Origin of the sequence: Paraburkholderia sp. SECH4 (genome assembly GCF_030511745.1) — a bacterium.
Lineage (GTDB): Bacteria > Pseudomonadota > Gammaproteobacteria > Burkholderiales > Burkholderiaceae > Paraburkholderia > Paraburkholderia madseniana.
The window spans coordinates 362,452-375,122 of the sequence record NZ_JALOCP010000003.1 but is presented as its reverse complement, the minus strand read 5'-3'; the positions used below and the strand labels follow the sequence as shown (position 1 = coordinate 375,122).

The 12,671-nt window shown below is 62.7% G+C and carries 11 protein-coding genes, 1 pseudogene and 1 riboswitch; of the genes and pseudogenes, 5 read left to right on the top strand and 7 right to left on the bottom strand.

All coding sequences use genetic code 11. The annotated features are described in order from the left end of the window. The first annotated feature begins 212 nt into the window (after positions 1-212). A complete protein-coding gene (locus M0D67_RS07120) occupies positions 213-1,043 on the top strand; it encodes a 2OG-Fe(II) oxygenase (protein ID WP_266238230.1) in 831 nt (276 codons plus the stop codon). Positions 1,044-1,317: 274 nt separating this feature from the next. On the opposite strand, the gene M0D67_RS07115 is transcribed toward M0D67_RS07120, so the two are convergent. The 4 genes from M0D67_RS07115 to M0D67_RS07100 form a co-directional block, all read right to left on the bottom strand. Continuing rightward, positions 1,318-2,127 carry a VOC family protein gene (locus M0D67_RS07115; RefSeq protein WP_266238197.1) on the bottom strand — a complete coding sequence of 270 codons (810 nt, stop codon included), beginning with the start codon at positions 2,125-2,127 and terminating at the stop codon, positions 1,318-1,320. Between the two features lie 57 nt (positions 2,128-2,184). Beyond that, entirely contained in the window at positions 2,185-3,369 is a 1,185-nt protein-coding gene (locus M0D67_RS07110; RefSeq protein WP_266238195.1) for an ABC transporter substrate-binding protein, read from the bottom strand. Positions 3,370-3,595: 226 nt separating this feature from the next. Beyond that, on the bottom strand, positions 3,596-4,342 hold the full coding sequence (locus M0D67_RS07105) for a CbtA family protein (protein ID WP_266238193.1): 747 nt from the start codon (positions 4,340-4,342) through the stop codon (positions 3,596-3,598). An 11-nt stretch (positions 4,343-4,353) separates the two neighbouring features. Beyond that, positions 4,354-4,575 carry a CbtB-domain containing protein gene (locus M0D67_RS07100; protein ID WP_154557807.1) on the bottom strand — a complete coding sequence of 74 codons (222 nt, stop codon included), beginning with the start codon at positions 4,573-4,575 and terminating at the stop codon, positions 4,354-4,356. A gap of 42 nt (positions 4,576-4,617) precedes the next feature. Next, positions 4,618-4,757, bottom strand: a riboswitch (cobalamin riboswitch). Positions 4,758-4,811: 54 nt separating this feature from the next. Between M0D67_RS07100 and M0D67_RS07095 the strand changes: the two genes are divergently transcribed. Continuing rightward, the gene (locus M0D67_RS07095) at positions 4,812-5,504 is read left to right on the top strand and encodes a histidine phosphatase family protein (protein WP_266238191.1); all 693 of its coding nucleotides are present in this window, start codon (positions 4,812-4,814) and stop codon (positions 5,502-5,504) included. A gap of 77 nt (positions 5,505-5,581) precedes the next feature. Here the strand turns inward: M0D67_RS07095 and M0D67_RS07090 are convergent, their stop codons facing one another. From M0D67_RS07090 to M0D67_RS07080, 3 genes are read right to left on the bottom strand one after another with little or no spacing between them, the layout of a single operon-like run. Further along, positions 5,582-6,592, bottom strand: a complete 1,011-nt coding sequence (locus tag M0D67_RS07090; protein WP_266238189.1) for an alpha/beta hydrolase — start codon at positions 6,590-6,592, stop codon at positions 5,582-5,584. A gap of 43 nt (positions 6,593-6,635) precedes the next feature. Continuing rightward, positions 6,636-7,994 carry an MFS transporter gene (locus M0D67_RS07085; protein WP_266238187.1) on the bottom strand — a complete coding sequence of 453 codons (1,359 nt, stop codon included), beginning with the start codon at positions 7,992-7,994 and terminating at the stop codon, positions 6,636-6,638. Next, positions 7,991-9,067: an alpha/beta hydrolase gene (locus M0D67_RS07080; protein WP_266238185.1), complete on the bottom strand. Its 1,077-nt coding sequence runs from the start codon at positions 9,065-9,067 to the stop codon at positions 7,991-7,993. The genes M0D67_RS07085 and M0D67_RS07080 overlap by 4 nt, the downstream gene beginning before the upstream one ends. 336 nt (positions 9,068-9,403) lie before the next feature. Here M0D67_RS07080 and M0D67_RS07075 point away from each other — a divergent pair, with 336 nt between their 5' ends. The 3 genes and pseudogenes from M0D67_RS07075 (at position 9,404) to M0D67_RS07065 (ending at position 12,656) form a co-directional block, all read left to right on the top strand. Continuing rightward, a complete protein-coding gene (locus tag M0D67_RS07075) occupies positions 9,404-10,312 on the top strand; it encodes a LysR family transcriptional regulator (RefSeq protein WP_154557813.1) in 909 nt (302 codons plus the stop codon). A gap of 100 nt (positions 10,313-10,412) precedes the next feature. Next, a pseudogene (locus tag M0D67_RS07070) lies at positions 10,413-10,508 on the top strand (MarR family transcriptional regulator); the annotation flags it as partial. A 45-nt stretch (positions 10,509-10,553) separates the two neighbouring features. After that, on the top strand, positions 10,554-12,656 hold the full coding sequence (locus M0D67_RS07065; RefSeq protein ID WP_266238182.1) for an FUSC family protein: 2,103 nt from the start codon (positions 10,554-10,556) through the stop codon (positions 12,654-12,656). Positions 12,657-12,671 lie beyond the last annotated feature (15 nt).

Below are 12,671 nucleotides of genomic sequence, written 5' to 3'. Positions count from 1 at the left end.
CTTACGATAAACCTTGCGGCAGGTTTCGCGAAGTTTGCATTTTCGAACCGGGCCTTCGCTTTTGCTTAAGACGCTCCGGACACCCACGCGGCGGATTGGAGCGGCTCGGTCATAACGATACGGGAATTGGAGAGCAAGAGTCGGAGTGCGTGGCCTTGGGCGTGTGCTTACACTCGGTCATCGTTCGATGAATCGCCTTACGGAGAATGTTCATGAATACGGTCGCGAAGGATCTGCAGTCGCCGGAGTTGGAACTGGAACTGGAACTGGAACTGGGGTTCGAGCCCGACCTGAAACACGCTGGCGCACGGGAGTCAGGCTCCAGCACCGTCACCGGCTCGTTTACGCGGCGCGTCGACGCGATCGACTGGTTCGATGTCGAAGAAGAACTGAACGGATATGGCTGCGCGATGCTGCGCAATCTGCTCAGTGCGCAGGAATGCGACGCGCTGACAGCGCTCTATCCACGCGACGATCTGTACCGCAGCCGCGTCGTGATGGCGCGGCATGGTTTCGGTCGTGGTGAGTACAAGTACTTTGCGTATCCGCTGCCGCAGTTGGTAGCGGCGGTGCGCGCCGAGCTTTATCCGCGCCTCGCGCCGGTGGCGAATCGCTGGAACGAGGCGATGAATATCGATGTCCGCTATCCGGTCGCCCACGGCGAATTTATCGAGCGCTGTCACGCCGCCGGCCAGCTGCGTCCAACGCCCCTGATGCTTCAATACGCCAAGGACGACTACAACTGCCTGCATCAGGATCTATACGGCGAACACGTGTTCCCGCTTCAGGTCGCGATTCTGCTTTCGGAGCCAGGCAAGGATTTCACGGGCGGCGAGTTCGTCATGACGGAGCAGCGTCCGCGGATGCAGTCGCGCACGGAAGTCGTGCCGCTCGGCAAGGGCGACGCAGTGGTGTTTGCGGTTCATCACCGGCCGGTGCAGGGCACGCGCGGCGTGTATCGGGTGAATCTGCGACACGGCGTGAGCCGCCTGCGGTCGGGTCACCGGCACACGCTCGGGGTGATTTTCCACGACGCGACCTGATTGCGCTCCACACGATGACCACCCGTCCCGGCTGGACGCGCCGCCAAGCCACGGACCGGTCCCGTGTTCAATTGGGCGCTTAGGAGTAGGAGCGCGTAAGCGGCGATGGGATTTGGACTTTGTTTGTCCACGGCGTTAAGGGACGGTAGCTGTTGTGAACTTGTCCACAGAAAATGTTCGCAAGCCTGTGGATAACAACCCCACAACAGCGCCAACTACTTGATCCACTTAACTTCCTAAGCGCTGCACGCTGCGCGCCGAAAGGCGATTCCCCTCATCCCGCGACGATCTCGAACCACGCGCCATGCGTGCGATCACGGTCGAGCACTCGCGACTCCGCTTTACCATCAGCGCGCAAAGCGACACCCAACACCCCTTCCCCACGCGTGGCGAGTTGCCGGCGCAACGCCGCGCCTTCGGGGGTAACACTCGCGGCATCGACATGCACGGGGCTCAGCAACACAACCGACGCATCGCCAATCGACACCGTCGCCGACGCTGCCCCAAGTCCCGGCAAAGCCACCGTCCGCGCGTCCGCAAAACCAAGCAACGCCCGATACCGCTGCAAACTCGCCTTCAAATCCTCCACAGCGACCGTCAAGCTCGCCACCCCTCGCACACCGTTCGCATGTTCACGCACCGCGCCTTCAGCCACACGCAGATCACGCGGCGTGATATCCCCGCACAGGAATGGCAAGTCGCTGGTTTGCGGGCGGCCGGTCTGCCACTCGAGCCGCGCGCCGTCCGGGCGGACGCGCCCACCTGCCTGTGGCCCGTCGTATTGCAAGCCCCGCCCATGCGCGGCGTCAATCACAGCAGCCACGCTCGACGGCAACAACGCGTAATCAACAAATCCATCGCCATGACGCTGCCCCACATCCCACCAGCGACGCTGCGGCGCCGCCTGCAAGAAAGCGATCAGCTCGATGTAACTGCCATCGGCGAAACCGATCAGCGCGTTATGCGTCACGCCATCGGCATGTGTACCGCCTTGCTGCACGGTGAAACCGAGCGCCGTGAAATCTTCAATGGTCTGCGTCAGGTCGTGGACGCGAATCACAATGTGGTCGAGTAAAAGGCTCATGGCACAAAAGTCGTGAATGTTGTGAATGATCGGAGCGTTCGACATACAGCGAAATACCTACTTCTGGGCAACCGTCGCCTTACTCTCAAGCAACGCCCACTTGTCGTTCTTCACCACCACGTTGATGTTTTTCACGCCGATCACACGACGCGTCGCCGGATCGAAATTGGCCTTGCCGAACACGACGCTCGGAATGTCGTGCAGCTTCGGCAGCGCATCGCGCACAGCTTTGCGGTCGGGACCGCCGGCGCGCAACGCATAGGCGGCGATGATGACGGCGTCATACGCATAAGCGTTGAACGCGTCCGGCTCGCGGTGGTATTTCGCCTCGAAGCGTTTAACGAAGCTTTGCACTTCAGGCCCGGATTCACCGGGGAAGAAGCTGGTGTTGGTCGCCACGCCGTTGACGGCCTCACCGCCGAGTTCGAGGAATTTCGGCGAATACACGGAACTGGCTGCGGCGATCGGCAGGTTGATACCGCTTGTGCGCGCCTGGCGGGCGATCTGCGCGCCGTCGGAGTAGTACGAGATCAACACGATGCCATCCGGATTCGTAGCGCTCACGCGCACCAGCGTCGCGCGGAAATCTTTCTCGGCCGACTGATAGCCCTCGGCCGCCACGACTTGCGCACCGCGTTCGTTGGCGGCTTTGACGAAGACGTCCTTGCTGGTGCGTCCCCAGTCGGTGTTCAGATAGAGCACGGCGATGCGCTTGAGGCCGAGCGTTTTCACGGCGAGGTCGGCAAGCAACGGCTGCGCGTCGGCCTGGCTGACTGACGGGCTCCAGATGTAGTCGCCGCCTTTGGTGAAGTCAGGATGCGAGTTGGTGAAACCGAGTTGCACGAGGCCGGCATGCTGATAAATCGGCGACGCCGCCATCGAAGCGGGACTCGAGAAGTCGCCGAGTTCGATCAGGATGCGCGGGTCGTTGACGAATTTCTGCGCGATCGTGATGGACTGGCGCGGGTCGCTCTGGCTGTCCTCGAAGACGTAGTTCAGCGGGCGGCCGTTGATGCCGTTGTGGCTGTTGATCTCATCCAATGCAAGATCGAAGCCGGCTTTCCATTGCGCGCCGTACTGAGCGTTCTGTCCGGTCAGCGGGCCGCTGACGCCTATCAGGATCGGATCGCCCGAAGGTGGCGCTGCGATTGCCGTTGTCGTCGTTATTGCCGATGCGGCCAGCAGCAGAAGTGTCGTGATGCGAGTGGCCCATGATGGGCGCAGGTTTGATGTATTCGACATGGCTCCAGGCTCGGTTTGCTTGAGATTGGAGTGAGTGTCGGATTTGCCCCGGCTTCGGGCAACCAAGCGATTCGCATAACGTTATGCGGCCATGGAACTTGTCCACAGAAAATGTTCGCAAGCCTGTGGATAACATTCCTGCAAACGCGCCAAGTACTTGATGTATTTGGTTTCTCTCGCGCTGCACGCCGGCGTGACCGCGGCTCGCGCGGTCACGCCATTCACATCAAAGGTAAGCGGACTTCGCGGCGCTGCGGCTCGCGGGAGCCAGCAATTTGCTTCGCTCGACGAGGGCGCCGAACAGCAGCCCAACTGTCGTCCACATAACCACCTGCATGCCGATGGCCGCGACGCGGAACTTCCACAGCAGCACCGCCGGGAAAGCCGCCGGCACTTCGTTGATCGTCGGCATCGACAGTTGCACGGCAGCAATGATCACGACGAACACCAGGCCCGCCACAATCGAGCCATTCCACGCGCCCAGCTTCAGCGCCGCGCGGCGCCGAACCTTCAGCGAGAACACCATTGCGGCCAGCGAGATCGCGATCATCAGGAAGAACAAGCCGGTCCGCGTCCCGATCGTCTCGGGGTCGCCCACCGAAGGGGGATTCGCCGGGTACTTGATGTTCGGAACGATCACCAGCGCAATAAACGCGCCAAGCGCGAGCCATGCGGACAACGCGCGCGCACTCAGCGCGCCGACGCGGCCATACGCATACGCGAACACCAGCGAGAACAGGCCACCGAACGCGGCGCCGTACGTGACCACGCCAGTCAACAATCCCAGGCCCGCCTGGGTGCCGCGGCTCACCAGTTCGGGTTCGGGCGCTTCGCCTTTGGCGGCGTCGGCCTTTTCCTCGAAGGAAATCGCCTGATCGACCTGCGGTTCGCCCACCAATCTCGCGAAGCCGAACGTGAGCAATCCCGCGGCGATGCCTGCAAGCATCCCGCGTACCAACAATTTACCAACCATGTTCGACTCCGTTAGTGGCAGGGAAAGCCGAGCAGATGGCGGCCGTCGTGCACGAATTCATGCACATACATGCCAGGCACCAGCGACGTGGCACCCTGTTCCGCACCAACGAAATACAGCGCGAGCAACAGCAGCAAGCCGCCAAACACGACCCAAGGCAGCAATTCACGCAGCGGAATCGGCGTGGGTTGGGCGACAGGCTGTGTCGTGGAATCGAAAACAGCGTTGGTCATAATGGACATCTCCTGGGGGTAACGCGCCCCGATAGTCGATTGAAGAGGGATGGTGCGAAGCTCAGGTCTGGCTTTCGGCTCATGAATGCCGATTACAGTGGCGCGACCGCGCCGGGCTCTCACCGGCTTCCGTGCTTCGCAGTGACGCTATTCTACGCGCTAAACTTTGCCTCCCGGCAATACAAAGCATGTACGCGGCGTCCCGCTTTAGTCCGGTCTTTATGGAAATCAACTGAATGGACACACGGCTGTTACTGATCAGCCACGCATCGACCGCGGCGATGCGTGCGGGCCGCTTCCCCGCCGACGACCCGCTCGACGCACGCGGCCTCGCCGAAGCAGCCGCCGCACGAGCGCGCCTGTCGATTCCGGACGACGCGGCGGTTTTCGTCAGCCCGGCCGTTTGTGCGCGCGACACGGCGTCGGCCTTGGGGCTCGGTGCCGCGGCTCTGAGCCAGGGTGCATCGGTCGACGAGGGACTGGCAGACATGAACTACGGCCTGTGGCATGGCCGCCGCCTTGCCGATCTCGCAGTCGAAGCACCGCACGACATCGCCGCGTGGACACATGATCCCGACGCAGCCGCGCACGGCGGCGAGTCGTTCAGTCAACTCGTGAAGCGGGTGGGACAGTGGCTCGATGCGTTAAACGATGCGTGGAGCGAGGACGTGACCCGCGCAACAGACCGTGCATCAAATGATGGAGCGAACGAGGCAAGGAATCGTACGTTACGCGAAAAAACGAGCGTCATCCCGAGCACCACGCAAAACGTGGTCGCCGTCACGCACGCGCCAGTGATCCGGGCCGCCATTGTTCATGCGCTCGGCGCGTCGCCAGCCGTGTTTCCGCGCATCGAGATCGCGCCGCTCTCGATGGTCGAGTTGCGACGCTCGCGACGCGGCTGGACATGGTGGCCGGCGTCGCAATAACGGCGGCCGCGAGGAGTCGCGGTCTTGTTCATGTCGGCACAGTCCTTTGAAAGGTGGCCTTATGGCGGTAGCACGGTTCATGCCTTGCCGAACAACGCCGCCAGCCCCTGCACCGATGCAAAAATCCCCTTCGCATCGTGCCCAACGCCGTCGATCACAAACGTACGATGCTTCGCCGCCCCTTCCGGATGCCGCGACGCCATATAGCGCGCGTAAGCCAGTCCGCGCCCCAGCCGATGCTCGCCTTGAGTCTGCGCGGCGCATGAACGGTCGAGAGCCGAATGCTGCGGATCGCAATCCGCGCCGCCGAGCAGCACGGTGACGTCACGACGCGCATAGCGCGATTCAAGCGCATCAGCAGAGCCCGCCTCCCCGCCACTAGAAGCATAGGCCGGCAACTCTTCGAGCCCATACTTCCAGCGATTGAACGACGGACACGCCGCCGCATCGAACGCCGCGAATGCACCGGACGCGGTCGGCCGCATCGCATCGAAGTACACATACGACGAAGGATTCGCGACCACATAGCGCAGCGCGATTCCGCGCGCGACGAGCGGCGCCTCACCTCGCGTCACCACGGCATAGCGCTGCACCACCTGGCCACCACCCGAATGCCCGGCGATCACCACCTCGGTTAGCGACGCAAACTGCTCGCGCGACGCCAGCGTCTGCAGGATGGCGTCGAGCACATCGAACGAACTGAGCGGCGCCGGACCTTCGGCGTTGTCGCCGCCCATCCAGCCAGTCCAATCCCAGTGCAGCGTGGATGACGGCAACACATGCGCGCTAACGTCGGCACTCGCGAGGAATTGCGGCACGATCAGCAGCGTATCGGCTGCATCGCCACCAGCAAGTGCGCACGCGCGCTCCGCCAGATGGAAGTACGTGTCCGCGTTGCGCAGGCGTCCGTGAATCAGAATCACGGCGCGCTTGACGTCACGCGTCGGCGCAAGCCAGTCGCCGTTCGCGAACACCGGCACGGTGCCGCTGCCCGCAGGCGTCGCGACACTCAGATGCCGGCTGCCGACGACAGCGACCGGACGTTCATTCGGCGCGCGTTCGTCATCTGTGATCAAAGGCTGGGTCATGCAATAAGCTCGTGGGTCATCTAATCAGTCTGGCTAGAGGCGGTTAGCGCGTGACGAACTTCGCCGTTGCACCGCCCGGCTCACGTCCCGAACGCGTGAAATACACCATCGCGAGCGACACGCAACCGGCAAAAATCAGGTAGAACGCCGGCGTCAAACTGCTGCCGGTCAGATGCGTCAAGGCGGTGATGGTGAGCGGCGCCATGCCGCCGAACAGCGTCACCGCAATGTTGTACGACAGCGCTACGCCCGCCGAACGGCTACGCACCGGAAACAGCGTCGCGAGCATGCCGGGGTGCGAACCGGACATGGCGGCGAGGAACACCGTCGCGACCATCTGCGCGATGAACAGATGCCCCGGCGTGGGATTCGTCACGACGAAGTGATAAAGCGGATATACGCAGACCATCCACGTGATTACGATCGGATAGAACAGCCGGTACGCGCCGTAACGATCGGCAAGCTTGCCGGACAGCGGAAACAGGAACAGATTCAGCACGCCCGACACGAACGCGCCGAGCAGCGCGGTGGACAGCGGCAGATGCAATTGCCGCTCGACATACACCGACAGATACGAGTGCCACACATAATTGGTCGCCGCGCCGATGATGATCACGCCCATCGCGCAGATCGCCGCGTCGCCGTTATCGCGGAAGAACTGGCGCACCGTCACACGTGGCGGCTTATCCTTTTGATCGAGCAAGCGCTCGAACTCCGGCGATTCCGCCACGCGATGCCGGATGTAGAAACCAAACGGCCCCGCCAACGCGCCGAACAGAAACGGCAGGCGCCAACCCCATGCCACCAGTTGCTCATGCGTGAGCTGCGTGGTCAGCAGATAACCGACGCCTGACGAAAGCAGCAACGCGAACGCCTGCGCGGACATATTGAAGCTGCCGTAGAACATCTTCTTGTGCGACGGCGCATACTCGACCAGCATCGCCGAGGCCGTCGCGAACTGCCCGCCCACCGAGAGCCCTTGCAACAGCCGCGCGAGCACCACGAGCAACGGCGCCGCGATGCCGATGCTGGCATAACCCGGCGTGAGGCCCATCAACAGCGTGCTCGCCGCCATCGAAATGATCAGCAGCGAAAGCGCTTTGCGCCGCCCCGCCCGGTCCGCGTAGATACCGAACAGAATGCCGCCGATCGGTCGCACGATAAAGCCGACGGCGAACGTGGCGAGCGTCAGCATGATCGACACGAAGCCACTGCCGCCGGGAAAGAACACCAGCGCGATGATCTTCGCGAAGTAGCCGTAGATCAGAAAATCGAACCACTCGAGTCCGTTGCCGAGCACCGAGGCAAAGATCGCGCGCCGCACCATCGGCGGGCTCAGTCCGTTCGATGCCTCCGCGGTGGACGCCGCACCGTCACGCTGATTCACGCTCGCCCCACTCATTGCTCGCATCCTTGGGTGTCGAACATTGCCGACAATGCGCAGACCGACGTCAGCATGCGCGCGCCGTTGTGACCCACACCTGGCACGACATGAAAACTCTGCTTCAGCCCTTCCGGATGACGCGACTGGATGTACCGGTAATACGCCTCCGCACGCGCAACGCGCTGCGGACCTTGCGCTTCGGCGGCACAGCTTCTATCGAGCGCGCTTTGCTGCGGATCGTCGTCCGCGCCGCCGACCAGGTAGTCAATACGGCGCGACGCATAAGTCGCTTCGAGTTGTGCGGGCGAGCGGTCGTCGAGGTATGGCGGCCGATTGTCCATGCCGTATTTCCATTGATTGAAATCGGCGCATTGCGCGGCATCGAACGGCGCCGATACACCTTGCTCGGTCGGCCGTTGTGCATCGAAATACGCATACGTCGACGGGCTCGCCACCACGTAGCGCACATCGATGCCTTCGTTCGCCAGCACGTCGATGTTATGCGCCGCCACCGCGTAACGCTGCACGACCTGCCCCCCGCCTGAATGCCCGGCGAACACGACGTGCCGCAGATTCGGAAACAGCTTGCGATCCGCGAGACGCGTAACGATTGCGTCCAGCACCGCGTACGAACTGACGGGCAGCGGCGCCCGCGCCGCTTCGCCACCCATCCACGCGTCGCCGGTCCAGCGCAGCAGATCGGCCGGTTCGTCATGCACGCGCACGTCGAGCGTGGCAAGGAATTGCGGCGCGATCAGAAGCGTGCTGTCGAGATCCGCGTGGGCGGCGTCGCGTGCATTCTGTGCCGTACGGAAGTACACGTCCGCGTTGCGCAATTTGCCGTGAATCACGATCACCGCGCGCGTTACCTGCGGTTGCGCGACGTTCCAGTCTTTCGACAGGTACAGCGGAAATTCAGCTCGCCCTTGCGGCGTGTCGATCACGAACCGTGTATCCGAGATCGTCGCCACCGGCTTCAGATGCGACTCGTAGGCATGCACCGCGAATGCCGGTTGCGTGAGCATTGTCAGCATGGCGGTACCCACTGCCGCACACCCCATCGCCAGACGTCTTGAAAAATTCAATGTCATGCAGCTTGCTCCTGATCACCGTGCACTGTCTTGAACGCGGTGCATCGTCAGATCCGTCGTTGAAAAGTTCGAAAACTCAGAACCGGTGGCGGATGCCGAGCGTCACGCGGAAGGCCAGTTTGGCATGACTATCACTATCGTCTCCAGTCGATTTAGTTTTATGTCGCGGAGCGCTCGAGCCTGCTTGCCGTGGGTAACGCGGACCTCGATCGATGCGATGGACGAGATCGTAGGATTTGGCGTGGTAAATGTAAAATACCTGTTTTATGCACCATCCATATCTATACGATATGGCAATGCACAGAAAGCAAGGCACGACCGAGGAGACAGAACACGATGGAGCTTCGCCACTTGCGCTACTTCCTGGCGGTTGCCGAGGAAGGCCAATTCACGCGTGCTGCCGAGCGGCTGGCCATGCAACAGCCGCCCCTCTCGCAGCAGATTCGAACGCTGGAGGAAGAGATCGGCTTCGAACTATTTGTGCGCATGCCGCGCGGCGTAAGCTTGACGCCCGCGGGGCAGGCCTTTGCGGAAGACGCACAACGCTTGCTGCAGGACCTGCAACAGTCGGTGGACAGGGCGCACCGGATTGCGCGCGGCGAGCTCGGCACGATCTCGATCGGCCTCACCAGTTCGGCGGCGTTCCATCCTTTTACGACGGAGACGATCCGGGCTTTTCGCGCGGTGTGTCCCGAGGTCGCCGTGGAGCTTGCCGAACTCAATGCGGCGGAGATTATCGAGCGTTTGGCCGCGGGGCAGATTCAGGCCGCGTTTCTCCGCAAGCCGGTCGATGTGCGCGAGGGCGTGGCGTTCGAGTTATTGCTCGACGAGCCGATGGTGGTGGTATTGCCGGTCGGGCATCCGTTGCTGAAAGGAGCGGGCAAGAAACGGCCGCAGGTGTCGTTGAAGGCATTGGCGCACGAGGACTTCATTCTGGTGCGCCGGCCGGGCGCACCCGGCATGTATGCGGATATCCTGGCAGCATGCAGACAAGCCGGGTTCGTCCCGCGGATTGCGCGCGAGGTGCCGCGCATGGTGTCGGGGATCAATCTGGTCGCAGCAGGGTTGGGGGTGACGCTGGTGCCGGCGTCGATGCAACGTTACGACCAGGTTGGCACCGTCTATTGCACATTGACGAATCCCGCGAAGTTAAGTGCTCCGCTGCATCTTGCTTACCCTGCGGGACTGCGCAATAGCGCGGCGACCCGCTTTATCGAACTGGTGAAGGAGCGCGTTTACGGCTAAATGAGCCGGGCTTTTGCGACAGCGGCACGAAAGCCGCGCTTCACAAAAAATTCCGATTCAATAGCTTGCTAACGAATATTTAGGAAATACAATAGCGGCCATGTCGAATCTCGATACCTTGCGCCGCACCGTCAGCAGCACCCTGGTCGTCGCTGCCAGAAAATGGCGACGCACGAGCCATGGCGTGCTCACGGCCGACGCAGCGGCGCCCCCCAATCCCCGGGATGCCGGGTAACGGGTTATGGTCTATCCCTCCGTCCGCGACTGGCTCTTCTCCGTCAAGACGTTTGCCGCGGCGATGATCGCGCTTTACATCGGTCTCTCGCTCGAATTGCCACGCCCGTATTGGGCGATGGCCACCGTCTACATCGTGTCGAATCCGTTTGTAGGCGCGACCCGCTCCAAGGCGCTTTATCGTGCGCTCGGCACCATGCTGGGCGCGTCGGCCGCGGTGCTGCTGGTGCCGCCGTTCGTCGAATCGCCATATCTCTTCAGCGTGATTGTAGCGTTGTGGATCGGCACGCTGCTGTATCTGGCGGTGGCCGATCGCACCGCGCGCAGCTACGTCTTCATGCTGGCGGCCTACACCATGCCGATCATTGCGCTGCCTTCGGTGACCAATCCAGGCGGCGTGTTCGATCTGGCAATCAGCCGCACTGAGGAGATCCTGCTCGGCATCGTGTGCGCGAGCATTGTCGGCAGTTCGCTGTTTCCTAGCCGGCTCGCGCCCACCATCATCGAGCGGACCGACGCCTGGTTTCGCGACGCCGCGTTCTATGCGACCGAAACGCTGTCCGGGCGCATTGCGGGCTCGGCGATTTCGGGGGCCCGCCAGCGCATCGCGAGCACGATCAACGGGCTGGAACTGCTGCTGAGCCAGCTTGCCTACGACCACACCCGGCCGGACATCCTGGCGCGTGCTCACGAGTTGCGCGGGCGCATGCAGTTGCTGCTGCCGATAATGTCGGCGCTGGCCGATCCGCTGATCGCCCTCTACAACAGCGGCCGCCAGACATGGCCCGAGGGTCTCGAAACGTTGCTCAACGACGTCATCAAATGGTTCCATGCGCCGCTTCCTGAAGCCAGCGAAGGCTATCACCCCGACCCGGAAGCCAACGCATTGCGCGAGCGCATCGCCGCGATGCAGCCGCTGCCGGCCGCGCTGGCGACCTGGGACGGCGCGCTGCTTTCGAACGCGCTGTGGCGCATGAAACAGGTCATCGATATCTGGCAGGACTGCCGCTCGCTGCGCATCATCATCACGCGCGAAGAAGGCTCGTGGCGGCCACGTTTTCGCCATTGGCGGCTCGGTGGCACCGAGCAGTTTTTCGACCGCGGCATCATGCTGTTTTCGACGGTTTCAGCGGGCGCCGCCGTGATCATCGCGTGCAGTCTGTGGATCGGCTCAGGCTGGGCGGACGGCGCCAGCGCGGTGACGCTGGCCGCCATCGCGTGCTGCTTCTTCGCCGCGCTCGACGAACCCGCGCCCATGGTGTTCAAGTTCTTCGTCGCCACGGCGATCGCCGTGGTGGCCGCCGGTATCTATCTGTTCGCCGTGCTGCCTCACGTGCACGATTTCCCGATGCTGGTCGTCCTGTTCGCCGGGCCGTTCATCCTTGTGGGCACGCTAATTCCGCGTCCGCAGTTCAGCATGGTGACGGTGCTCGTGGCCGTCAATACGGCCACCTTCATCAGCATTCAGGATGCCTACTCGGCCGACTTCCTGATCTTCCTGAACAGCAATCTCGCGGGCCTTGCCGGCTTGCTGTATGCGTATCTATGGACCCGAGCGACGCGGCCGTTCGGCGCCGAACTCGCGGCCTCGCGGCTGTTGCGCTCGAGCTGGGCCGACGTGGTGCTGACTGCGTCCACCCGGACGATCGAAGACCCGCGCAATCTCGCCGCGCGCATGCTCGACCGCCTGATGCAATTGATCCCGCGCCTTGCGGCCACGGACGACCACCGCCATCCGTCGATCGAAAGCTTCCGCGATCTGCGCATCGCCTTCAACGCGCTCGATCTGCGCCGACTGACCAGCAAGCTCGGCGGCGAAGCGCCGGCTGCGATCGATCATGTCCTCGAAGACGTGCGCGAATACTTCGAATGGTGCATCGACCAGCGCGCGCGCCAACCGGTGCCCGAGAGCCTGATGTCGTCGATCGATGCAGCCGTGGCGCGCGTCACCGCACAAGGCCTCGCCAATGCCGGTGCGCCGGGCCCGACCGCGCAAACCTCGGCGCGCAGATTGCGCGAGGCGCTGCACGCGCTGGTCGGCTTGCGTCTTTCGCTGTTTCCGGCCACGCTAATCACACCCACGCCGCCCGAACCGGAGGCCGCTGCCTGATGCGCCCGTCCCGCA